The sequence below is a fragment of the Staphylococcus cohnii species complex 1663 genome (assembly GCF_041008415.1).
Taxonomy (GTDB): domain Bacteria; phylum Bacillota; class Bacilli; order Staphylococcales; family Staphylococcaceae; genus Staphylococcus; species Staphylococcus ureilyticus.
Window position 1 is genome coordinate 12,627 of record NZ_JBFDVL010000012.1, and the last position, 25,266, is coordinate 37,892.

The following is a 25,266-nucleotide window of genomic DNA, read 5'->3' on the forward strand; positions in this document are numbered from 1 at the left end:
CATTATTTTCCTCCTTGCTCTAAAATTCGTTTTAAAGCATTTTCATCTAACGACTTATTTTTTGTTTTATCATACAATGCTAAGAAGTGGTCTGCAAATACTTTCTCAAATTTCACTCGCTGTTCTTTACCTTCTTTAGACTTAGCATCGGACCAAATATTTTTCAAATCTTCTTCAGTTTCTGCTTTTGTGTCACCAAAAACATGTGGATGTCTGCGTATCATTTTTTCTGAAAGGCTTTGTATCACTTCGTTTATATCCATGTAACCTTCTTTTTTGCCAATACTTGCGTGTAATAATACTTGTAACAGGATGTCTCCTAGTTCTTCTATCATATGCCAATCGTCTTCGTTATCTATAGCTTCAAACAATTCGAATGTCTCTTCCAGTAAATAGCGTTTTAACGTATGGTGTGTTTGAACCTTATCCCATGGGCAACCTTTTTCATCGTCTACAAGATGATTTATGATACCAACTGCATAGTCAAAATCACCAAAGTATGCTTCTTCGGTTTCCACTTTTGGAATAAATACACTTGTTATATTGTTAAAAACATCATCGTAATGATCTATTTCATATAACGGTGTTTTGATTACATTGGCGTGATTATTGCTCGCACCATCTACGATATAAACAAGTTGGTCATCACTATAGCGTTCCATCAATGTCACTTTTAAATCACCTGCGACCATTGCACTATAGACTTGTGTGATAAGTGTGTGCGTACGCATATTCAACTTTTCTTTTTGAAGATCTGTTGCATCTAACATCGTAAAACCATCATTAGGGTCAACTTTTACCGCTTCAAAAATATCGTCTATAAAGCTCTTGCCGCCCAATATTTCAATTTCAATATCAGAATGTTGTTGAGCATACTGCTCTAAATACACAGTTGTCGTTTCAGCTACACGTGGATGCCCTGGTACAGTATATACAATATCATTGTCTCTTGCAGCATCAATCAACTTTGTCACAATAGCTTCATATACATTTTGAAAAGCGTCATGGCGTTTATATTCTTGATCAAAACTTTCCATGTCGATACCTTCCGAAGTTAAATCTTGGATAACTGGATGGTCAAAGGTACGTGTGTAAACAAGTGTTTGTTTTTTTAAAAATTTATAAATTCCTAAGGGTAAATCTTCTATACCATAATTCCCTAATCCAACAATTGTTATTTTATTTGTCATTAATGTTTCCCTCTTTTCATATGGAATAGTTTATCTCCAAAAGGCAGGTGTTTAAGTTCTCTAAAACTTAATAAATGCATGCGTATGATAGAAAAAATCACTACAATAACGCCGATAGTTGCTGCTACAGCTAATTCGACTAAGCCTTGCATTCTACCTTCTCCCGGAATAAGAAACATAACTATTTGTACTGTAATTGATAACAGCATCATTGTAATTACTAACTTAACAATGAACTTTTTCATTGTTTGAAAATGATACAGCTTTAAGACTTGATACTGTAAAATCCACACAAAGATGAACAGTGAAATCACAGTACTTACACTGGCACCGAAAATTGAAAATTGCGGTATTAAAACCATATTCAATATCGCTTTGACCACTACCCCAATACCAAATGCACACAAAATAATTTTAACGTGATTTTTCACTTGTAATAAGGCGATATCCATCATTATAAGAGAAACGCATATGACGGTAAGCATATAAACGGATAACGTACCGTTCAAACTATCGTTTTTAAAGAATACGCTATTCATTACAGGTAGCAAATTGATTAAACCTATTGCTGCTGCAACACTAAATAAAACTGTAATCTTTATAGATGCGTTAGCATAACGATTTACCAGTATATGTTGTTTTGTTTTTAATGCATCTGTTAGTAATGGAATAAGTACAAAACAGAACGTTGTCGTTACAATTAATCCCATCTGTATAAAAGACGCACCTCGATCATAAATACCTTTAAAAATAGTTGCTTCGTCAAAATCTAAACCAGTCATTTGAAGCGCATGTATTACTGTAAAGCTATCCACGACTTGCCATACAATAACAATTAATTGGCTTACCGCGAACACAACGATACCTAACGTTAACTTTTTCCAAGCCACTTCCACATTGGCATGTGCTTTAGATAACTTAAAAGGTTTCCGCTGCATCAGAAACAAACTAGATGCGAAAAAGCCAATACCTGAACCAACAATCGCCAATGTACCTGCACGGTATATACTCCATGATTGACTCGTAAACATCACAATAGCAATCATGATAATGGCGACACGAATAAATTGTTCTATAACCTGGGAAATAGCGGGTATATTCATCTCATGATGCGCTTGATAATAGCCCCTATAAACACCAAGTATGCCAACAAATAAAAAGCTAACACTTGCCGCCCTTAACATAGGTGCTAAATTGACATCTCCCATAAGAAAGGCAACCCACTGTGCACACATAAATAAAAGTAAGAAAAAGATAACACCAGCAAATTGTAACCTTAATAACACGCGCGTATATTGATTGGGGTTCCCGTTTGCGTTGAAAGTTTGAGTGACCGCACTAGGAATAGCATTCATCGATAAAATAACGCCTAAAGCTACTATGGGGTACACTTGTTGATAGGCATATAATCCGCCATCGCCCAGTAAATTTTGATAGGGGACACGGTATAATGCACTGAGTATTTTAACGATGATAAGCGCTATTGTTAGTACAACAACACCATTAAAAACACTTTTTGTATCAGATTTAACGTTCATCTGGTATAACCATACTTTCCTCTAAACATTTCACTAAGAATTTCAAACTGTCCAACCATACTTTATCTTTATTTAGCGTCACTTTCATTTTACCTTCTTGAACACCAACTTTCATTGCGCGTCCAAGTGGTTGCGTTTGTTTAAAGAGTGCTTCGCCATTGATGTCAGTAGTACCTTTTTCGGATAAATAAATTTCTATTTTTTTACCTACATCTTTAATAAGTGTTACACCTGCATTCAATGCATGCACTTTAATTTCCATCATTTCAAGCAATCTTTCAACCTCAACAGGATAATCATTAAAACGGTCAATGAGTTCATCTTTAACATCCATCAATTGTGATTCCGTCTCAATTTTACGTAATTTTTTATAAATTTCTATCTTAGCCTGTTCATTTGGAATATATTCAGCTGGTAAATAAGCATCAATATTTAGTTCAATTTCAACTTCAGGCGCATCATGCTGTTCTTCTTTAATGCCTCGTTTTTCATTTACCGCTTCTTCTAACATTTGTGAGTATAAATCGAAACCTACGGAATCAATAAATCCATGTTGCTGTTTGCCTAAAAGGTTACCTGCACCTCGAATATTTAAATCTCGCATTGCAATCTTAAATCCAGAACCTAATTCAGTAAATTCTTTAATTGCTTGCAATCTTTCTTCTGCAGTCTCTGATAATACTTTGTTAGATGGATGTAAGAAATAAGCATAACCTATACGACTTGAACGTCCCACGCGTCCTCGTAATTGATATAATTGACTCAGTCCAAACTTATCAGCATCTTCGATAATTAAAGTATTAGCATTGGGAACGTCTACGCCAGTTTCAATAATCGTAGTCGTTACAAGAATATCAAATTCATGATTGATAAAGCTTAACATCGTTTCTTCCAAATCACGTTCATTCATTTGACCGTGGGCCACACCTATATTCGCTTCCGGCATTAACATTTGTAGCTGCTCTCTTTTTTCATAAATCGATTGTACTTTATTGTACAAGTAGAAAACTTGGCCCTCACGTGATAATTCTCTTTCTAACGCTTCTTTAATAAAATTCATATTTTGCTCTAATACATAGGTTTGCACAGGAAAACGATTTTCTGGTGGTGTTTCTATGACAGATAAATCACGCACGCCTAACATACTCATATGTAGCGTTCTCGGAATAGGTGTTGCAGTTAATGTTAACACATCAACATTTGTCTTAAGTGATTTAATCTTTTCTTTGTGTCTTACACCAAAACGTTGTTCCTCATCTACAATGAGTAGACCCAAATCTTTGTAATGAATATCCTTGCCTAATAATTTATGTGTACCCACAACGATATCAACATAGCCTGATTTTAGTCCTTCTTTCACTTCTTTCACTTCTTTAGTCGTTCTAAACCGGCTAATAAGTTGAATTTCTATTGGAAAATCTTGCATACGTTCAATCAAAGTTTCATAGTGTTGTTGCGCTAAGATTGTGGTAGGCACGAGAAACGCTACCTGCTTACCTTCCATTACAGCTTTAAATGCCGCTCGTACCGCTACTTCTGTTTTTCCGTAACCTACATCACCACATAATAACCTGTCCATTGGACGTTCTACTTCCATATCTTGTTTAATCTCTTCAATGGATTTGCCTTGGTCTGGCGTTAACTCATAAGGGAAATCAATTTCAAAATCATTTTGTTGTGGGGTGTCTGGACCATATTTATAACCAACTGACATTTCTCTTTGTTTATATAATTCTATTAATTCATCGGCCATATCTTCAACATTTTGTTGAACTTTGGCTTTCGTTTTCTTCCATTCTGTGCCACCAAGTTTATTTAATCTAGGTGATTTATCTTCGGAAGCAACATACTTTTGTACTTGATCCATTTGATCTACGGGTACAAATAATTGATCAGTACCTTTGTATTGTAATTTTATATAATCTTTGTGTACGCCTCCAACTTCAAGCGTTTCGACACCTAAATATTTCCCTACACCATGGTGAACATGAACAACAAAATCTCCAACTTTCAAATCTTGATAGGATTTGATTTTTTCTGCATTTGTTAATTTCTTATGTTGCTTTACCTTTTTCTTTTGTTTAGATTTAAATAGTTCACGTTCTGTTACAACAACGAGATGCATATATGGCAATTCAAAACCTTCTGACAAACTGCCTTCAGTGATAATCGCACTACCACCATCACTTTGTGTGCTTGGTGTATCTATAAATGTTGGTATATGCATTTCATTTAACATTGATTGAATACGCTCTTTTTTCGCTTCAGTTTCTGCTAATACGACAATCGTATAGTCATTTTGAATAAATCGTTGAAATTCAGAACGCATGATATCATATTGACCATAAAATTGTTGTACCGGCTTACATGAAAATTTAATGATTTCATTGAGTTCTACCAGCATCGTTGCCGTAAATAAAGTAAAATACGTAACTGGATATCGATTTAATAGTGACTCAAATCCGTCATATTGTAAGAAATTCTGTCCGATAAATCCTTTACCGCTTTCAATTAAACTTTGCATAAATTCTTCAGCTTCAGAAATCAGTGTTGTTTCAGTTTCTTTAATTCTATTATATTCATCCACTGCTACAATCGCATCAGACTTGAAGTAATCAATAATGGTTGCAGGTGCTTCATACATAAAAGCAGCGAGTCTGCGTAATACTTGATGATCAAATAAAGAAGATTCAAAAAGTTGAAAACTTTCATATGTTTCTTTCAAGTCATTACGTACAGATTTATCTATTTTGGGACGTGTATACTCATATGCTTCTTTTAATTTTAGTTTAGTATGCTTCAATACATCATCTGTAATAATATAATCACTAGCTGTCGTAATATCTACTTGGTCTAAATTCTCTTCTGAACGTTGGGTTTCAACATCAAAGTTTCGGATTGAATCTACTTCTGTATCAAATAGTTCAATTCTTACAGGCATGCCTATTAAAGGATATATGTCAATAATCCCACCACGCAATGAGAATTCACCAATATGCGATACTACACTCTCTCTACGATATCCCATGTTTACAAGTTTGCTTAAAAATTCATCAATATCAATGTCGTCACCAATGGTAAGTGTGAGTTGATGCTCCCTCCACATTTCAACGGGTGTTAACCATTTTTTAAAACCATTTAACGGTACGATAAATAACCCTCTCTTTTCTTGAGCAAGTGCCGTCAAAGTACGTACACGTTCACTCATGAATTGGGGGCTTTGTGTGGAAAATTCTTCTGTCATAATATCTTGCATTGGATACTTGTATATATCGTCAGTATCAACATATTGTTGTAAGTCGCTCTCTAGTTTGTCAGCTTGATACAAGTTGTTCGTTACTACAAGGAGTTGCTTTGAACTATGAATAAATTTTTCAGCTATAATTGTTGCCTTTGCCGAACTAGATAACCCAGTAACCAATACGTTGGCTTCACCAAATACTTCATTCAACTCTTGATAGCGTTTATCTTCTTTAATGTATTCTGTAATTATTGATTTCACTTGACCTCACCATTAAACTCATTCATCACACGGTCAAAACGAGAACTTTCAATATAAGCTTCTACTGCACGTGCTGAATGTTCTATTACGTTATTCATTGTTTCCATTTCTTGTTTTGAAAATTTTTGCAATACATAATCAACAATCGACATGCCGTTGGACGGACGATCAACACCAATACGAATACGTTTAAATTCGTTTGTACCTAAGGCTTGAATAATCGATTTCATACCATTATGACCGCCGGCACTGCCTTTTTGTCGTAATCGAATTTCCCCTTGAGGTAAATCCAAATCATCATATAGTACAAGTAAATCGTCTATATCAATATCATAATACTTCATCAGTGGACCTACAGCATCCCCAGACAAGTTCATCATCGTCATTGGTTCTATAAACATCACTTTCTCACCAGCCAAATGTTCGATTGTATAGGCACCTTTATACTTTTGTTTATCTAATTTAAATTGATTCTGTTCTAACATATAGTCAATCACTTCAAAACCAATATTATGTTTTGTCAGCTCAAAGCGTTTGCCGATATTGCCTAAACCTACAATACATTTCATTATGTTACCTCCAATTGTTGTATTCACTCAGAAACATTTATTATTTCGCAACACTCTATAGTTTCTTTTTATATTTTCATATCATTCACTATATTAACATAAAAAAACACCAGCTTAACGAATTAAGCATGGTGCTTTTTAAAATCATTTTTCTTATTGAAATCGCGTGTTTGAAAAAGGAATCGAAGAAATTACTCTTCTTCTTTTTCTTCTTCGTCGTCTTCTTTATCTTCACCAACAACTTCAGGCTCTTCAGTTTCTGATTCGCCTTCCATAGCTTCGATTTCTTCTTCAGTAGGTTCTTCAGTTGGAGGAACTACTGTTACTACAGACTCTTCAGGGTCATTTTCAATTGTGAAATCACCTGAAACTTTAATGTCTGCCACCGAATAGCTATCGTTAACATCTAATTCGCTGATGTCAATTTCGATAGATTCAGGGATATTATCCGGTGTTGCAGTTACTTCAAGGTCGAATAATGGTTGTTCAACAACGCCACCTTCTTTAGCTCCTACTGCTTCACCAGTAAGTTGAACTGGTACTTCAACTGTACGTTCTTCACTCATATTGATCGCTAAGAAGTCAATGTGAGTAATTTGGTTTTTAAGTGGATCGAATTGATAGTCTGAAACCATTACTTTAATTGTTTTAGAACCTACGCCTAATTCGATAACACCGTTACGTCCAACTTCACGAATCACTTTGATAAATTCTACTTCATCAACTTTTACTGAAGTATTTTTTGTACCATAACCATAGACGATTGCAGGTACTTTACCAATTTTTCTTAGTGTTTTAAGGTCTGAACGTGTTTGTTTACCTTGACGAATAATTGACTTTAATGAAGCCATATTATTTCCACCTTTCATTTTTTGTTCTTATTATCATAATAAGAACCCCTCACTTGCCCATCAACATAATGTTGCTTGCAAGTGTTTATTTAATCGTGAATTGAAATCACGAACGGAATAATTATACAACTATTGCATTAATTAGTCAAATAGTACACTAACAGATTCTCTTTCATATACGCGCACAATAGCTTGTGCTAATAAACCTGCAACTGACAGTTCTTTAGTATTGGCTGGTTTACGATTTTCATCTAATTGAATTGAATTTGTAACGACTAGCTCTTTAATCGCTGAATTTTCAATACGTTCTTTAGCCGGGCCTGATAAGACAGGGTGTGTACAACATGCATAAACATCTTTTGCTCCTTTATCTTTGAGCGCTTGAGCTGCTAATGTAATCGTACCGGCTGTATCGATGATATCGTCGATAATTATCGCTGTGCGACCTTCAATTTCACCAACAATATTCATTACTTCAGCCACATTAGGTTTAGGACGTCGTTTATCTATAATTGCAATTGGTGTTTTAAGAATATCTGCAAGTTTGCGTGCTCTCGTTACACCACCGTGGTCTGGAGAAACTACAACACATTCCTCTGGGTCAATGTCTGTATCATTTTGGAAGTATTCTGCTAAAATCGGAACACCCATCAAGTGATCTATTGGCATATTGAAGAACCCTTGGATTTGTGGTGCATGCAAATCTAAGGCAATCATGCGATCTGCGCCAGCAGTTTCGATTAAGTTTGCAACTAATTTTGCTGTGATTGGTTCACGGCTGCGCGCTTTTCTATCTTGACGTGCGTACCCATAGTATGGCACTACGATATTAATATTGGCTGCTGAAGCACGTTTGCAAGCATCAATCATAATTAATAATTCCATTAAATGTAAGTTTACTGGATTAGAAGTAGGTTGAATAATAAATACGTCACAACCACGAATACTTTCTTCAATATTAATTTGAATTTCTCCATCGCTAAAACGTTTTACAGAACATTTTCCTAGCTCGATTCCAACATTATCTGCTACTTCTTGGGCTAAGGGCTCATTACCTTTTAAAGAGAATATTTTCAAAGCAGAATTCTTATACTCATTGTTTAACATTTATAGTCCTCCAATTAATTCATTCAATTAGTTTCGTTCATAGACAAAGTTATATTTATTTCATTAATCTACAAAATGTCGATTGAGGTCTTACTTAGATCTACATTATATTTATGTGATTAGAATCATAATCTAATCGTGTCTATTTTTTCAAATAACCTTCTTTAGTTGTTTGTCTCGCTCTTGCTAATGCTAAACTATCATGTGGCACGTTATCAGTAATGGTAGAACCTGCAGCTATAAATGATCTATCACCTAAAGTAACTGGTGCTACTAAGTTGGTGTTACAACCTATAAATGAATCATTGCCGATGATTGTTTTTGATTTATGCTTACCATCATAGTTTACTGTGATAGAACCACAACCTACATTCGTACGTTCACCAATTTCTGCATCACCAATATAACTTAAATGCGGTAATTTAGCACCTGTTTTCACGACTGATTTCTTAACTTCTACAAAGTTTCCAACTTTAACATTTTCACCTAAGTCTGCCCCAGGACGTAATTGAGCAAACGGTCCAATTGTAGTATTGTCACCTACAACTGATTCGTTAATCACCGATTGCTTAATTGTAACGTTTGAACCTATTTTACTATTAAGAATTTCTGTGTTTTGGCCAACAATGGTATCTTCGCCAATTTCACAACTACCAGCTAATTTCACATTTGCTTCAATTGTAACATCCATGGCGATTTTTACATCTGCACCTATATATGTAGTAGCAGGATCGATAAGTGTTACACCGTTTCTCATATGGAAGTCATTGATACGTTTTCTATAAGCTGCCTCTGCCTCACTTAACATTAGACGATCGTTGACACCCATTATTTCTTCAAAATTATCTGTACGATATATTTCAACCGTTCCTTGTGCTTGTAAAATAAGAGATAAAACGTCAGGTAAATAATATTCAGCTTGGACATTATCATTTTTTACCAATTTCAATTTTTCAAAAAGTAATTTATTATCAAATGCAAAAATACCTGAGCTAATTTCATTGATTTGTTGTTCATCTGCTGTTGCATCTTTCTGCTCTACAATCTTAACTAAATGATCATTGCCATCTCTCACAATACGACCATAACCATATGGATTACTCGTCGTCGCTGATAAAACTGTTGCATCAGCTTGATTGCGCTCATGATGTTCTAACAATGATTTAAGTGTCTCTCCAGTTATTAATGGCGTATCACCACAAACCACTAATGTTGTACCTTGTTCGTCTTTCAAGTGCTCACTTGCCATTTCAACAGCATGTGCAGTACCGAGTTGTTCGTCTTGGAAACTATATAATGATGTATCTCCTAACGTTTCTTTCACGCTTTCTGCACCGTGGCCAACAATGGTCACAAGATTTTCTACTCCAGATTGTTTAACGTTATCAACGACATGTTCAATCATTGATTTGCCCGCAACCTCATGTAGTACTTTGTATTTCTTAGATTTCATACGTGTACCTTTTCCAGCTGCAAGTACTATTGCATGTCTTTGCATGTGTGTAACCCTCCATTAAATTATACACTTCTATATTATTATAATTTAACGCTAGTACCACTTTCAAGGCTCAAAACCCTAATGTTATACAATGGAAACAATTCAAGTTATTTTCTATCAACTTCACATATTCATAATTGTCATCTTTGACTGACACAAATCATCACAAAATGTTTTTCACAAACTGATTTCATACTTTGTGAAAAATTATATATTTTAGATGTCACACCGTTACTAATTTAAATGTCAGTTTTTCAATTATTAAAATAACTTGTAATTATTTAGAATAGTTTTTGATTTATTTGAAAACAAAAAAATATATTTTTGTCACCTTTTCATTATAATAATTTATTTCAATTCTTTATATTCTTATTTTTGAGTAAGACACAAAAAGACCAATCCGTTAGCATACGAATTGGTCTTTTTTATATTAAGATTGAGATCTATGTCCCAAGCCCTTTTTAATTTGATTCATCTTTTATATTAAGCTTCATCATTTGTTTCTTCTGATGATTGAGCATTCTTATCAGGGATAACTTCATCCGTTTCGTCATAAACTTTCATAACCGCATCTTGAATTTCTTGTCTCATTTCTGAATTAATTGGATGCGCGATATCACGAAATTCACCATCTGGTGTTCTTTTACTTGGCATTGCGACGAATAGACCTGAGTTGCCTTCAATCACTCTTAAATCATGTACTACAAATGATTCATCTAGAGTTATTGAAACTAAAGCTTTCATTCTTCCATCTGTTTGTATTTTTCTAAGTCTTACATCTGTCACTTTCATGTAGTGAGCCCCCCTAGTATCTCTTTGTTAGAAGCTTAACAATTTCATCAAAAATTATAAATCCCTTAAATTACTTCACTTCTGCGATTACTTCAATTTCAACTTTTACATCTTTAGGTAATCTTGCGACTTCGACACAACTTCTTGCCGGTTGATGTTTCGCAAAATATTCACCATAAACTTCATTTATATTTTGAAATTCATTCATATCAGCAATGAATATTGTTGCTTTGATTACTGAATCTATATCCGATCCAGCTTCATCTAATACAACTTTTACATTTTCTAAGACTTGTTTCGTTTGTGCTTTCACATCATCACTAACAATTTCACCATCTAAATTTAATGGGATTTGTCCTGATGTAAACACAAGTCCGTTAATGACCGTTGCATGTGAGTATGGCCCCAATGCTTCCGGTGCTTTTGATGTGTTGACTACTTTCATGATGTTGATCCGCTCCTTTAAGTAAATTTAGTTAAACTGTTGCCATTTTCCACTTTAAATTCCTGATTGTATTCATCTACATCAGACAATCTAACTAAGGAAGTATAATCTTCAATTAATCTTTGCTTAACTTCTTTTGATTCTACTAATACGGATACCCCTTTAACATGTGCTTTAAACTCATTCATTAAATTCATTACACCGTTAATAGAACCACCTGCACGCATAAAATCATCCACAACGAGGACATTAGAGTTTTCTGGTAATGTACGCTTAGATAATACCATCGTTTCTATCTTTCTAGTAGAACCTGATACATAATTTATCGAAACCGTAGAGCCTTCGGTTACTTTATTATCTTTCCTTATCACTACCACTGGTAAATTCAATACATTAGCTACTGCATTGGCTAATGAGATACCTTTTGTAGCAATAGTTACAACCGCATCTAACTCTTGATCCATATAAAGCGTTGCAATTAATTTCCCCACCTTATTCAATAAAGTTGGGTTCCCCATTAAATCTGATAAGAATAAATAACCACCTGGTAACAGTCTATCTTTTTCTTGCAGAAGTTCGATAACTTCATCTACGACTTCACTTGCTTCTGCTTTACTCATCTGTGGCTTATATGTAACGCCACCACTAGCTCCAGCGGTCGTTATTACTGTGCCCAACTTTTCTTTTTGAAAAGTAGACTTAATAATTTGTACATCTTCACTGATGGATGATTTTGCTTGCTTAAATTTTTGTACAAAAAACGTTAAAGGTATTAATTTATTGGGGTTATTCATCAAGTATTGTGTCATAAAAACAATACGTTCACTTCTTTTATAGCGCATTTTCTTCATCCCTTCTCACTAACCTAATAATCTTGCAATATAGACTTCATTACAACAACCATTGACTGCATTATATACATGCCTGGCTTGTCGTTCTTTTTGCGTTAATCCATATACGGTTGGACCACTCCCACTCATTACAGCACCATCTGCTCCATTTTCAAGCATATTTTCTTTAATTTTATAGATTTCTGAATACATTTCTCCAGAGATAGGTTCCAATCTGTTTGAAAGACTATTACATAATAATTCATAATTCCCTGTATCCAATGCTTCTTTACAAGTTTCAGTATAAACCTCATGTTCTTGAGTTAAATCTAGCTTTTTAAAAATATCTGGGGAGGAAATGCCTATATCTGGCTTGGCAACAATAACCCATGCCGACGGTGGTTTGTTCATAAACCCAATTAACTCACCTTTTCCTCTACAAAAAGCAGTTTTCCCATATATACAAAAAGGAATATCAGTGCCTATTTGTATTCCTAACTCACATAGTTCTTCTAAAGGTCTATTTAACTTATATAGTCGATTCATTCCTCTCAATGTTGCAGCGGCGTCTGTCGATCCACCTGCAAGGCCAGCTGAAACTGGGATATCTTTATCTATCGTAATCGTCACACCTTGCTGTAAATTATAAGTTTCTTTCATTAACGCTGCTGCTTTGTAGGCCAAATTTTTATTATCGGAGGGAACATAACTTTGCTCTACGTCTACAACTATTTTTTTATCTTTTCGCAGTTCAAAAGATAAACGATCATTAAGATCAATCGTTGTCATAATCATTTCAACTTCATGAAAACCATCATCTCGTTTGAAGAGTGTGTCCAACGTTAAATTTATTTTTGCTGGCGCAGTCTCATAAATCATATTCCCACCCTCTTTCAATTCGATATGGTAATAAAATGATTTTAACATATTGTTATACTTGCGTTATTCTTTTTTTAAAATTTATAAGTTATTTATCCAATTTACCTTACTTATGACTTAAATTAATCTGACATATAAAATAAGCGGTTAATTCCTTATTTTACATTAATATTTTGACGTAACAAAACTATATCTCCTTAATTCTGATGCGCTTTATATTATTTCAAAAAGAAAAAGGTATATTGATGATTATTCACCAACATACCTTTTACTAATCAATCTCATTATTAATGTCTTAAATAAAAATATGGTTGCTTTAACCAAAATTTCAATTTATATTACTGCTATTTAGTGTGCAATTGCTTCTTGATGATTATCATCTTCAAAAGAAACTTGTACGTTTTCTGTTAAAACGTCAGTGTATGTATATGATACACGCTCAAAATTATGAATATCTTGGTCTAGTTCAACAATAAAAACGGATGGGTACGTTTCTTTTAAAACACCGCTACGCTCAATTGTTTTTTTACGACCACCATTCGCTTTCAGTACAATACGGTTTCCTAATTGACAATCAAGTGAATTTTTGATGTCTCCAATAGATTTTGGCATATTGCTCCACCTCGCTACAAGTTGTATAATAACACATTTAGCGCGATTTTGTCAAATAAACATCAATTTTAGCAAGGTGAAACGCAGTTGTCAATCATTTAAAATGCTAATTCTGGGAAATTTTTCAATTCATTATATAATTTTGCAAATTCTTTTATAGAAAGTGTTTCTCCCCGTCTTTTAGGGTTAATGCCACTGGCTTCCAACCAATTCACAATGATTTCTTTATTTGCTTTTCCATCCACAAACAAACTTTGATAATTATTGTTAATGGTTTTTCTTCTTTGTCCGAATGCGGCTTTTGACATTTTGAAAAACTTATCTTCATCGTCTACATCGACAAGTGGTTGATCACGTTTCATTAATTTCACAACGATTGAATCTACGTTTGGTGGTGGTAAAAATACCGTTTTGGGCACAGTCAGCACTTTGCTCGTTTCTGTATAAAACTGTGCGACTATAGAAAGGGAGCCATAAGCTTTCGTGCCTACTTCGGCGTTTAATCGCTCACCAACTTCTTTTTGCATCATAACCACATAACCATCAATCGGTAATTTTTGTTGCATTAAGTTTAATAAAATAGGTGTAGTTATATAATATGGTAAGTTAGCAACAACTAAAATTTGGTCACAATCTGCTAGTTCATGTGTCACATAATGCGCAATATCCGCTTTCAATATATCTTCATTGATTACTGTAACATTGTTATATGGTGCCATTGTTTCATTCAATACTGGTATTAAGCGTTGATCAATTTCAAATGCAATCACTTTTTTTGCACTTTTAGCTAATTGTTCTGTCAATGATCCCATGCCCGGTCCTACTTCAATAACACCTGTTCGTTCATCTATGTGACTGGCATCAATAATATTATGAATAATGTTGACATCGATTAAAAAGTTTTGTCCTAAACTTTTTTTGAAACTAAAACCATAATGATTTAAAAGTGCCTTAGTTCGCGATGGTGTGGCAATATCTTTCATATCCAATTATTTTTCACTTCCTTTATTATCTTTCAAGGCATTTCTAACATCTTCTTCTGTATAACCAAAAGCATTTAACTTGTTAAGTAGTTGTTTGCCGTTAGAATGACCGATATGAAGTTTTCTTCCTAAAATTTCTCTTTTTCTACGCGCGTCTTTACCAATTATTAATCCAAGATCAATCAGAACTTCCTTACTGATACTTTCATGACCCTCTTCGAATGGTGTACTTACATAAATCAAAGCTTCTTTTATGTCTTCAATTTTCGCATGTTCGACACCTATTTTACCACGTTTACTTTTAGCTTTTTCTCGATCAATATAAGCGTGTTTAACCCCTGGAATATATTTTTTTATCGTATTACGAATTTTATCACCTGGGAAATCAGGGTCTGTTAGAACAATGACACCTCGAGTTTCATATGCTTGTGCAATCACATTTAAAGTTTTTTCGTCAATTGCACTTCCATTTGTTTCAATTGTGTCGCAATCCACAGCGCTTTTGACCCGCTCTGTATCATCTCTGCCCTCTACTACAATAAATTCATTTATCTTCATTTATTGTGACACCTTTCGTTTTTACTTCATTTTAGAAAAATTAAAAAGGTATCGGCATAAATTATGGTTACTCTTAGTATTCACTAGACCAACTAAGCCATATTTCAGACCGATACCTTTAAAATAATATCTTTATGCTTTTAATTTAAACAAACGTTCAGCGTTCTCAGTCGTTTGACGACAAACGTCTTCATAGCTAACTTCACGTAACTCAGCAATTTGCTCAGCTACTAAAGTTACACGTGCTGGTTCATTTCGCTTCCCTCTATAAGGATGTGGCGATAGGAACGGTGCATCTGTTTCAACTAATAATCTATCGAATGGTACATGTTTAGCAACTTCTTTAGGCTGTTTTGCATTTTTAAATGTAACAGGGCCTCCTAATGATACATAGAAATTCAATTTATTAATGACATCGTCAGCAATCTCAGGAGAAGCACTAAAACTATGCATAATACCGCCGATTTCTTCTGCATGCTCTTCTTTTAAAATATCCACACAGTCTTGTGTCGCCTCTCTATTATGAATAATAATTGGTAGATTCACACGCTTAGCTAGTGCAATTTGCTTTCTAAAAAGGGCTTGTTGGACATCTTTTGGAGACTTATCCCAATGATAATCTAAGCCAGTTTCACCAATTCCAATAACTTTAGGATGTGCTGCCAACTTTTCTATCCATGCCAATCTTTCTTCTGTGCAATCAATAGCATCTACAGGGTGCCATCCAATAATACCGTATATAAAGTCATATTGATCTATTAACTCCATCGTACGTTCAACGGTTGGTGTATCAAAGCCTACTACAAACATACGATCTACGCCATTATCTCTTGCACGCTCAATAACCGCTTCTAAATCTTCATCGTATTGTTCTGCATTTAAATGAACATGTGTATCGATTAGCATATTAAATCGCTCCCTTTATCTATGATTACTTAATTACTGCACCATTTGGAATTGCATTCGGAAGACTTACCAGTGTAAGTACACCATCTTTTTCAGCAGATAAAATCATACCTTCTGATTTTCGTCCCATTAATTTAGCTGGCTTCAAGTTGGTAACTACCGCAACTTTTTTGCCGATAATATCTTCGGGTTGATAGAACTTGGCAATACCTGAAACAATTTGACGTTGTTCATTATCTAAATCAACTTGGATTTTTAATAATTTGTCAGATTTTTTTACATTCTCAGCATCAATAATCGTTGCTGCTTTGATTTCTACTTTATCAAAATCTTTGATATCAATTTGTGATTTACTAGGTACTTCTGCTTTCGCTTCTTCCACCTTATCTGGTTGCATAGATTGCTTAATATATTCTATTTCAGCATCACTTTCTAAGCGTGGGAAAATAGGTTGTGGCTTACTACTTACCATAATTGGCTCGGTTAATGCACCATATTGTTTAATACTGCTAAATTCATATAATTCAGGTGAATTGATATTTAGCTGTTCAAAAATTTGTCTTGGTGCATTTGTTAAGAATGGTCTTAATAACACTGCAATGATACGAATATTTTCTACTAAATGAGCCATAACATTGCCGAGCATTTCTTTCTGGTTCTCATCTTTCGCTAGAATCCAAGGCGTAGTTTCATCAATATATTTATTCGTTCTACTTATAAATTTCCATATTGTTGAAAGCGCTACTGAGAATTGCAAATTATCCATATTTTCATGGAATGTTTTCACAGTATCAAGCGCCAATTGTTCCATTTCTTCATCGAGTTCGTGCTTAGGACCTTCATAAGCTGGTAGTTCGCCATTAAAGTATTTATTAACCATTGAAATGGTACGGTTAACTAGGTTACCTAAATCATTCGCCAAATCATAATTTGTGCGTTCTACGAATCCTTCTGGCGTAAATACACCATCAGAACCAAATGGTAACTCACGCATTAAATAATAGCGTGTTGCATCTAAGCCATAACGATCAATCAACACATTAGGATCTACTACGTTTCCTTTTGATTTACTCATCTTGCCATCTTTCATTAAAATCCATCCATGAGCAAAGACCTTTTTAGGTAATGGAATGTCTAAAGCCATCAATAAAATCGGCCAAATGATAGAATGGAATCTAACAATTTCTTTCGCCATAATATGAATGTCTGCAGGCCAATATTTTTTAAACAAGCTATCATCATCTGATAAGTAGCCAAGTGATGAAATATAGTTTACTAGTGCATCAATCCATACATAAACCACATGTTTCGGATTCGATTGAACATGGATTCCCCAATCGAACGATGTACGAGATACTGCTAAATCTTCTAATCCTGGTTTGATGAAATTATTAATCATCTCATTTTTACGAGATGGTGGTTGAATAAAATCAGGATTTTCATCATAAAATTCTAATAAGCGATCAGTATATTTAGATAAATTAAAGAAATAGCTTTCTTCTTTTACCAATTCTACTTCGTGTCCAGAATCAGGGCTTTTACCTCCGACAATTGCACCGTTCTCATATACAGGATCAACAAGTTGTGTTTCAGTATAATACGTTTCATCCGGTACAGAATACCAACCCTCGTATTCACCAAGATATATGTCACCTTGCGCCAATAAGCGTTCAAATATTTGTTGTACAACTTCTTTGTGACGTGCTTCTGTTGTACGAATAAAGTCATCATTGGATATCTCTAATTTTTTCCATAACGCTTTGATGCCTGAAATCATTTCATCTAAATAATCCAATTCTGATTTCCCTGCTTTTTGCGCTTTTTCTTGTATTTTTTGACCATGTTCATCCGTTCCTGTTAAATATCGAACATCATAGCCTTGCATTCTTTTATAACGTGCGATGACATCACCAGCTGTAGTTGTATATGCATGACCGATATGTAAATTCCCACTCGGATAATATATAGGTGTAGTGATATAAAATGTTTCTTTCGCCATCAATGTTCCTCCTCGTTTCTCTCACTTTAAATATATCTAAATTTATTTTTATTTTCAATGAAGCAGATAAGTGTTCGTTTTATATTTATTAATCATTTTAATACGTTTGATGTAGTATAAAATTAAGTATTTGTCCCTCGTCTATTTCCACTCATTTTACAACACGATAAATAATCTCTATCTTATCTACATTACCATAAATCAAGCTTGTTATGGGAATTTTTCACTTGATTTTATTAATAAAATTTCAAAAAATCTATTCTTCTATTTTCTTTTTAACGCTGAGATTTGTTAGCCTAATTTTATACATTGTGATATATATCATATACTTCACTTGTCTTCATTTGTCTTTCTTCAGCAACTTGTTTAATCGCTGCTTTAGGTTTCATATTTTTATTAATGTAGTGCTCAACGTGTTCATGTATCGACATATCTTCAAACCAAGACGTATCTTCTACTGCAATGTCCCCTTCAATGATGATGACAAATTCACCTTTTGTAAGTATGTCGCCTTCATCTAGTTTCATTAGTAATTTTTCAACTTTGTCCGTGATAATTTCTTCGAATTTTTTTGTTAATTCCCTACCTATTGACACATTTCGTTGCGCATCTATTTTATAAATTGCCTTTAATGTATCTTTAACACGGTGCGGTGATTCATAAATAATCAATGTACTATCTTGAAACATGCGTTGTTCTAACAAATCATATTTTGCCTTTTCTTTCCTTGGTAAAAATCCAAGAAATGTGTATGTAAATGAAGGTAATCCACTTGCCATTAATGCAGTCAAGCCAGCATTTGGTCCCGGTACAGTCTCAACTCTGATTCCATTATTTCTTGCAGCTACAACAAGTTCGTATCCAGGATCACTTATCAAAGGTAGGCCAGCATCTGACACTAACGCAATATCAATCCCTTCCTGTAATTGTTGGATTAAATATTCTGTCTGCTGCGCTTTATTATGGTCGTGATAGGATTTCAACGGTGCATGTATATCATAATGTGCACAAAGCTTTTTTGTCACTCGTGTATCTTCACATGCAATCAAGTCTACTGTACGTAATATATCAACTGCTCTATATGTAATATCAGCTAAATTTCCAATCGGTGTGCCTACTAAATACAATGTCGCCATACTTCTACCCCTCACTTATCAACTGTAATTTTTTCTCTCTGGTAAATGTTTTGATTTCATATTCCCGCTTCAAAGCTTCTGATTTAGTATTAAACATTTCTTGATAAACTAACTCTACCGGCCGTCTTATTTTAGTATATTTAGCACCTTGACCGCTATTATGTTTTGCTATTCTTTGTTCTATATCTTTTGCATAACCTGTATATAAACTTCCATCTTTACATCTAACGATATATATATAATGCTTATCCATAATAGATTTCTCTCATTTCTTCTGAATATGTTCCATCTTCATTATAAATATAGAATGGTTGCTGTATGTCTAACCCTTGGTTACCACCTTTTCGTCCTTCAACTACAATTGTTTGTGCTACTTTACCCGGCTTACTATAAATAAAATAAAGCTTTTTAGGTTCTATGCGATAATGTCTCATACTGCTTAAGACATCCATAAGACGGTCAGCACGATGCACAATTAAAAATCTTCCGCCTTCTTTCAATAAGTGTCGTGCTTCAAAACAACAATCATCCAATGTACACATTATCTCATGTCTAGCTATTTTATGTGCATCTTTTTGATGTTGAAATTGTTGATTGACTTTAAAATAAGGCGGATTGCATGTAACAAGACTATACTGTGCTGGTTTAAACGTACGATGTGCTTGCTTCAAATCCATATGATACATATGAATTCTATCGGTTAGATGATTATGAACAATACTTCTTTTCGCCATGTGCACTAATTGTTCTTGTATTTCGATACCTTCAATAAACTGATTACCTTTATGAGATAACAGTAAAGGAATAACGCCATTACCGGAACATAAATCCATAATAACGTCCTTTTTCTTTATTTTTGTAAAATGTGCGAGTAACAAAGCATCCGTTGAAAATGAAAAGACATCATCATTTTGTATAATTTCTAATTTCTCTTTTAGTAAAAAATCATACCTTTCATTTTGCAATAACATTTTTGTAACCTCCAAAAAAGAGGATGAGCCTACGATGCTTCGCTAATGAAGCCTATCGCTTTTCTCATCCTCAACTCCATATTTTTTATTTGTATGAAAAACATTGATACTATTCACTTAGTACTTCAAGACAAAACAAACAGTCGTCGCCTTTTCTATGTTTACCAAATAGCTCTCCGTTGCATATATGAAAACCTTCTTTATATAACATTGCTAAATTATCTTTGCTACGTAATGGGCGTTTAGGTTGATCTTTTTTACCGTTTTCTATTTTCTTAGTTTTTTCTTCTTTATCTATTAATGTTTTTAAATTCTCATTTTCGATTTGTAAGGCGACATTTTCTTCAATTAATTCTACTGTAAGATTTTTTAAATTTAACATGTCACGATTAATTTGATTAATGTTTTCCTCTAAATGAGCTAGATTTTCAAATATGTCGCTTCGATTCAATGTTGTCACGGCCTCCTACTTTAATGTTTCTAATTCTTCCATTTTATATTCTAATGGTTGCTCAAGACCCTCTACTTTAACTTGCATAGAGATATCTAAAATATTCAAGCCCACAACTTTACCATTACCTTCTGGTGTTTCAATGACATCTCCAACATCTGGTAACTGAGCTCTCGCTTCTTCATAATAATCATTTTCATATTTTAAACAGCACATAAGACGGCCACAAGCACCAGAAATCTTTGAAGGATTTAGCGATAAATTCTGATCTTTAGCCATCTTTATCGAAACTGGTTCAAAATCCCCTAAAAAAGTAGAGCAACATAACGAGCGACCACAAGGTCCAATGCCCCCTAATAATTTCGCTTCATCTCTAACGCCAATTTGTCTTAATTCTATTCTTGTTCTCAGCTTTTGAGCTAAAACCTTCACTAACTTTCTAAAATCTACACGCTCATCTGATGTGAAATTAAAAATAACTTTCGATTTATCTAAAGTAAATTCACAATTCACTAGGCGCATATCTAAATCCTGTTGTTGAATGATATCTTTGCACAAATTCAAAGCATCTTTAGCATCATATTCATTTTGTTCATATTGCATAATATCTTTTTCAGTAGCCTTACGAACAATCTGTTTTAATGGCAACGCTACATCTTCATCAGCTACATTTAATGGTTCATACTTCACTCGTCCAACTTCTAATCCTCGCTTTGATTCGACGACAACCCAGTCGCCCAAGCCTAAGTCAAAATTTTGCGGTGCATAATATTCCATTTTGCCTGAGTGTTGAAAGTGTATGCCTACTACATTTTGCATAATTATTTCACCCCTTTTATGACGATTTGTTCAAATACTAATGTTGGATTTACATTTTGATTTAATTTTTTATGTGCTTCTGTTAACTGATCAAACATTAAAACAATCTGATTATATGATAAATCTTGTGCGTATTGTTTAATTTCAACCTGTAAATCTTGGAATATCATTGCTTCTTCTAATCCTACTTTAGCATGCATAATATCTTCAAAGAAACTGTTAACTGCTGCCAACGATAATAACTGTAAACGTCTGTTTTTAGCTTGTTTTAATAAATCGACAATTGCTATTAATGCCATTGAACGGTTTTTTAATATTAACTGACACCATTTGATGATACTTTTGCGCAAAGCCATTAAATCTGAGTCTTCGTTTAACGCAACTGCAGTCTCTATCTGTGTTGTATAGGCACTTAACAATTCCGCAACAGGTCGAGTGATTTCTCGCTCAACTAATCTATCTATAAAATTCAATTTATTAATTGGTTTAAAATAAACATGTTGGCATCTTGAGTGTATCGTATCTAAAATTTGCTCTGGTTTTGTAGTTAATAAAATGGCAATGGTATTATCTGGAGGCTCTTCAAGAAATTTTAGTATACTATTTTCACCTTGAATGGTTAATTTTTCAAAGGATTCTATAATATAGACTTTATAATTTCCTTCAATAGGTAATTGATTCATATGATGCACTAATTGCTCTATTTGATCTTTTTTAATTGTTGTTTCCTCAGAAGACACATACATAAAATCTGGATGATTAAATGTTTCTACTTTTAACTGACATTGATCCTCTCCACCACATAAAATCATTTTAGAAAAATCAATCGCAACTTGTTGCATTGTCTGTCCATCGTCACCTTCAAATAAATATGCATGCGATAATTTATTAGATTGATATGCTTTTGTCAGTCTTTCTAGTTCATCCATGTTAATGTTGCTCCTTTATATAAAAAGGCTGCTAATACATAGTGCCTTTACGAATTACATTTAGCATTAACTAATCAAATAGCAACATGTAAGTCGAAAAGTTACCATATACAGCAACCATGTTTTTAGAATTGATGGAAAGCTTCTACTGGCATAACAAATACCGTTGCTCCGCCAACTTCCACTTCAACTGGATAAGGTATATATGAATCAGCACTTCCACCCATCGGGGTAATCGGCGATACAAGTTGTTCTCTATTTCCACAAGTATCATTAATAACCTGTAGCATTTCATCGACACGATTATCTTCTACACCTGATAAGAAAGTTGTATTGCCCGCTCTTAAAAATCCACCTGTTGTTGCAAGTTTTGTCGCTCTAAAATTATGTTTAACAAGTTTGTCTGAAAGTTCCTGACTATCCTGATCTTGTACGATTGCTATAATCATTTTCATACTAAACACCTCTTTTGAATATTATATCATAATTTTTCTAAATAATTGGTGATAGATTCATACGTAGCATTCACTACTTTATCTATACTTTGATCCGCATTAATTACAATAAAGCGCTCAGACTCATTATGAATAATCTTTTTATAACCTTCAACTACTTTTTCATGAAATTTTACATCTTCTTGATCTAATCGATTTTGATTTCTTTGATTTTTTAGTATTCGCTCTCTACCAACTTCGACACTAACATCTAGATAGATTGTTAAGTCTGGATATAATCCATTAATAGCAAATTCATTAATAGATTTAACTTCTTCTATACCTATACCCCTTGCATACCCTTGATATGCTAATGAACTATCAATATAACGATCACATAGAACAATATGATCATTATCTAATGCTGGAATAACTTTACCTACGAGGTGTTCCCGTCTTGATGCAGCAAATAATAATGCTTCAGTACGGTCATCCATATCTTCTCCCTCTAACAATACTTCTCTTATTTGCTCTCCTGTCTTCACGCCTCCTGGCTCTCTTGTAAGTACGATATTATACTCATGTTTGAGTTTTTCTGCAACTTGTTGTATTACAGTTGTTTTTCCAGAACCTTCTGGCCCCTCAAAAGTTATAAAAGCTGACATCTTATTCATCCTTAATTTCTATTTTAAAATTTTTTATTCCTTCTACTCTTTGTTGCTGTTCACACCAATAATTCATTAATTTTACCATATCTTCTGTGATTTTTTCTCCTTTAAACATTATTGGAATACCAGGAGGATACGGCACAATGTGATTAGCTAATATTTTATTTTCTGCATATTTAATGTCTATTTTCCGCACATTATGTATTTCTCCACCATAATACATACTACTCCCCGTTCTATACGGTACGCTGACATTTATATCGTGCTGTCTTTCTACTAATTGAACCTTTTCAATCCTTGATAGTAATTCATCAAATGGGAATTGATCACCTTCATGCCACAACGGCAAGACCATTAACACTTGAAAGTCATCAGCCAATTCAACATAAATATGGTGTGCTTCAAAGTATGATTGTAATTCGTAACCATGATACCCTCTGCATCTTACATTTAGTTTTAGTGGGTCATCAACCTCAACAATTTCGAACCCTTTGTTTTCCAATTGTTGAACCAATTGTTCTCTCTTTTGAAAAAAGTATTCGCTATGATAGTCGTCATAAAATTTTTGTGCCAGTTCTAGGCTACTCATTAATAAATATGATGGACTAGAAGATTGAAAATAGGATAAATATCTTATGACTGCTTCTCGACAAGGTGCCTTTTTATGAATAAATATCACTGAACTCATCGTTAGCGATGGCAGTGTTTTATGATATGACTGCACAACATAATCCGCGCCCATGTTCAATGCCGTTTCTGGAAAATGTTCAAATCCTAGATGTGCACCATGAGCTTCATCAATTAGCATTGGTATTTTCAAAGTTTTTAAAAGTTCTGTAACAGTTTTTATATCAAAACATTCACCATAATAATTAGGATAAGTAAACACTGCTAGTTTACTATCTTTCACTTGATCATATAATGACGTTTTGTCAGGCCCTAGATATTGATTCGTAGCGTCACTGATATCCATTTTTAATAATTGTGCCTTTGCCTTTATTAAATCTAATGCATGAAATACAGACTTATGTACATTGCGCGCTATCGCATATTCACCATTTTTTGAAGAAAACGCTTGAATCACTGACAATATTCCTGAAGTAGTACCATTCACTAAATAATAAGCATCATAATCAGGGTGTTTATCAACATTCTTCATGCTTTCAGCTATTACTGACTCAGGAGAATGTAAGTCATCAAGTCCTGTAATTTCTGTCATATCCATTTTAAAATCCAATTGATTCAAGTACCCAATAGTCATATTTTTATGTCCAGGTACATGTAATGAAATAGGTTCTTCAGCTAATAGTCCTTTCAATTTATGTAACAACGATTTGCTCATGCTTATCCTCGCTTTTCAATTCAATATTTCTTGTTTCATTACAATTCCACTATATAAATAATAAAATTAACATTACCTTATAAAACAGTATAACGTTGTAATCTTCTACATTTTAACATAATAATATAAAAAAATGCGTGCACTTAAAAACCATAGTTTTAAAGTATCACGCCTTTATGAATTAATGATATTGATACATGAACTTAACTCATTCTGTTAAAATTCTTTTTATGCAAAAAGACCCTTTCGGGTCTTGA

General features: G+C 33.9%; 25 protein-coding genes. All 25 read right to left on the bottom strand.

The annotated features are described in order from the left end of the window. Positions 1-2: 2 nt before the first annotated feature. Positions 3-1,190, bottom strand: a complete 1,188-nt coding sequence (locus AB1J10_RS12085; RefSeq protein ID WP_064209952.1) for a MazG nucleotide pyrophosphohydrolase domain-containing protein — start codon at positions 1,188-1,190, stop codon at positions 3-5. Further along, complete coding sequence (locus AB1J10_RS12090) at positions 1,190-2,728, bottom strand: polysaccharide biosynthesis protein (protein ID WP_070039630.1); 1,539 nt, start codon at positions 2,726-2,728, stop codon at positions 1,190-1,192. Before AB1J10_RS12090 ends, AB1J10_RS12085 begins: the two co-directional genes overlap by 1 nt. Then, positions 2,718-6,230, bottom strand: coding sequence for a transcription-repair coupling factor (mfd, locus tag AB1J10_RS12095; protein WP_369003130.1), 3,513 nt, complete (start codon positions 6,228-6,230; stop codon positions 2,718-2,720). Before mfd ends, AB1J10_RS12090 begins: the two co-directional genes overlap by 11 nt. Beyond that, positions 6,227-6,799: an aminoacyl-tRNA hydrolase gene (pth, locus tag AB1J10_RS12100; protein WP_070039626.1), complete on the bottom strand. Its 573-nt coding sequence runs from the start codon at positions 6,797-6,799 to the stop codon at positions 6,227-6,229. The genes mfd and pth overlap by 4 nt, the downstream gene beginning before the upstream one ends. A 191-nt stretch (positions 6,800-6,990) precedes the next feature. Beyond that, a complete protein-coding gene (locus tag AB1J10_RS12105; RefSeq protein ID WP_046206555.1) occupies positions 6,991-7,650 on the bottom strand; it encodes a 50S ribosomal protein L25/general stress protein Ctc in 660 nt (219 codons plus the stop codon). 141 nt (positions 7,651-7,791) lie between these two features. Continuing rightward, positions 7,792-8,757 (bottom strand): ribose-phosphate diphosphokinase, encoded by a 966-nt coding sequence (locus AB1J10_RS12110; protein WP_046206556.1) that lies wholly within the window; start codon positions 8,755-8,757, stop codon positions 7,792-7,794. A gap of 142 nt (positions 8,758-8,899) precedes the next feature. Next, entirely contained in the window at positions 8,900-10,255 is a 1,356-nt protein-coding gene (glmU, locus tag AB1J10_RS12115) for a bifunctional UDP-N-acetylglucosamine diphosphorylase/glucosamine-1-phosphate N-acetyltransferase GlmU (RefSeq protein ID WP_064209948.1), read from the bottom strand. A gap of 483 nt (positions 10,256-10,738) precedes the next feature. Continuing rightward, positions 10,739-11,047 carry a septation regulator SpoVG gene (gene spoVG / locus AB1J10_RS12120; protein ID WP_019467718.1) on the bottom strand — a complete coding sequence of 103 codons (309 nt, stop codon included), beginning with the start codon at positions 11,045-11,047 and terminating at the stop codon, positions 10,739-10,741. 70 nt (positions 11,048-11,117) lie between these two features. Beyond that, positions 11,118-11,492 (bottom strand): RidA family protein, encoded by a 375-nt coding sequence (locus tag AB1J10_RS12125; RefSeq protein ID WP_046206558.1) that lies wholly within the window; start codon positions 11,490-11,492, stop codon positions 11,118-11,120. A 17-nt stretch (positions 11,493-11,509) separates the two neighbouring features. Continuing rightward, positions 11,510-12,334 carry a pur operon repressor gene (gene purR, locus AB1J10_RS12130; RefSeq protein ID WP_046206559.1) on the bottom strand — a complete coding sequence of 275 codons (825 nt, stop codon included), beginning with the start codon at positions 12,332-12,334 and terminating at the stop codon, positions 11,510-11,512. A gap of 18 nt (positions 12,335-12,352) precedes the next feature. After that, positions 12,353-13,201: a 4-(cytidine 5'-diphospho)-2-C-methyl-D-erythritol kinase gene (ispE, locus tag AB1J10_RS12135; protein WP_046206560.1), complete on the bottom strand. Its 849-nt coding sequence runs from the start codon at positions 13,199-13,201 to the stop codon at positions 12,353-12,355. 348 nt (positions 13,202-13,549) lie between these two features. Continuing rightward, positions 13,550-13,813, bottom strand: a complete 264-nt coding sequence (gene veg / locus AB1J10_RS12140) for a biofilm formation stimulator Veg (RefSeq protein ID WP_019467722.1) — start codon at positions 13,811-13,813, stop codon at positions 13,550-13,552. Between the two features lie 98 nt (positions 13,814-13,911). Then, a complete protein-coding gene (gene rsmA, locus AB1J10_RS12145; protein WP_169926878.1) occupies positions 13,912-14,796 on the bottom strand; it encodes a 16S rRNA (adenine(1518)-N(6)/adenine(1519)-N(6))-dimethyltransferase RsmA in 885 nt (294 codons plus the stop codon). A gap of 6 nt (positions 14,797-14,802) precedes the next feature. Continuing rightward, positions 14,803-15,354 (bottom strand): ribonuclease M5, encoded by a 552-nt coding sequence (gene rnmV / locus AB1J10_RS12150; protein WP_046206562.1) that lies wholly within the window; start codon positions 15,352-15,354, stop codon positions 14,803-14,805. A 132-nt stretch (positions 15,355-15,486) separates the two neighbouring features. Continuing rightward, complete coding sequence (locus AB1J10_RS12155) at positions 15,487-16,260, bottom strand: TatD family hydrolase (RefSeq protein WP_046206563.1); 774 nt, start codon at positions 16,258-16,260, stop codon at positions 15,487-15,489. Positions 16,261-16,285: 25 nt separating this feature from the next. Then, positions 16,286-18,259: a methionine--tRNA ligase gene (gene metG, locus AB1J10_RS12160; RefSeq protein WP_046206564.1), complete on the bottom strand. Its 1,974-nt coding sequence runs from the start codon at positions 18,257-18,259 to the stop codon at positions 16,286-16,288. A gap of 302 nt (positions 18,260-18,561) precedes the next feature. After that, positions 18,562-19,395 (bottom strand): 16S rRNA (cytidine(1402)-2'-O)-methyltransferase, encoded by an 834-nt coding sequence (gene rsmI, locus AB1J10_RS12165; RefSeq protein ID WP_070039624.1) that lies wholly within the window; start codon positions 19,393-19,395, stop codon positions 18,562-18,564. Positions 19,396-19,399: 4 nt separating this feature from the next. After that, positions 19,400-19,648 (bottom strand): GIY-YIG nuclease family protein, encoded by a 249-nt coding sequence (locus AB1J10_RS12170; protein WP_046206566.1) that lies wholly within the window; start codon positions 19,646-19,648, stop codon positions 19,400-19,402. Continuing rightward, complete coding sequence (locus AB1J10_RS12175) at positions 19,641-20,366, bottom strand: tRNA1(Val) (adenine(37)-N6)-methyltransferase (RefSeq protein ID WP_070039622.1); 726 nt, start codon at positions 20,364-20,366, stop codon at positions 19,641-19,643. The genes AB1J10_RS12170 and AB1J10_RS12175 overlap by 8 nt, the downstream gene beginning before the upstream one ends. A 109-nt stretch (positions 20,367-20,475) precedes the next feature. Further along, positions 20,476-20,817: a DNA replication initiation control protein YabA gene (gene yabA / locus AB1J10_RS12180; protein ID WP_046206568.1), complete on the bottom strand. Its 342-nt coding sequence runs from the start codon at positions 20,815-20,817 to the stop codon at positions 20,476-20,478. Positions 20,818-20,832: 15 nt separating this feature from the next. Continuing rightward, positions 20,833-21,636, bottom strand: a complete 804-nt coding sequence (locus tag AB1J10_RS12185) for a PSP1 domain-containing protein (protein WP_046206569.1) — start codon at positions 21,634-21,636, stop codon at positions 20,833-20,835. 2 nt (positions 21,637-21,638) lie between these two features. Further along, positions 21,639-22,565, bottom strand: coding sequence for a DNA polymerase III subunit delta' C-terminal domain-containing protein (locus AB1J10_RS12190; protein ID WP_070039620.1), 927 nt, complete (start codon positions 22,563-22,565; stop codon positions 21,639-21,641). A 125-nt stretch (positions 22,566-22,690) separates the two neighbouring features. Continuing rightward, positions 22,691-23,020 carry a cyclic-di-AMP receptor gene (locus tag AB1J10_RS12195; protein ID WP_046206571.1) on the bottom strand — a complete coding sequence of 110 codons (330 nt, stop codon included), beginning with the start codon at positions 23,018-23,020 and terminating at the stop codon, positions 22,691-22,693. Positions 23,021-23,046: 26 nt separating this feature from the next. Further along, the gene (gene tmk, locus AB1J10_RS12200) at positions 23,047-23,664 is read right to left on the bottom strand and encodes a dTMP kinase (RefSeq protein WP_046206572.1); all 618 of its coding nucleotides are present in this window, start codon (positions 23,662-23,664) and stop codon (positions 23,047-23,049) included. Between the two features lies 1 nt (position 23,665). Further along, positions 23,666-25,009 (bottom strand): aminotransferase class I/II-fold pyridoxal phosphate-dependent enzyme, encoded by a 1,344-nt coding sequence (locus AB1J10_RS12205; RefSeq protein ID WP_070039618.1) that lies wholly within the window; start codon positions 25,007-25,009, stop codon positions 23,666-23,668. Positions 25,010-25,266: the final 257 nt, after the last annotated feature.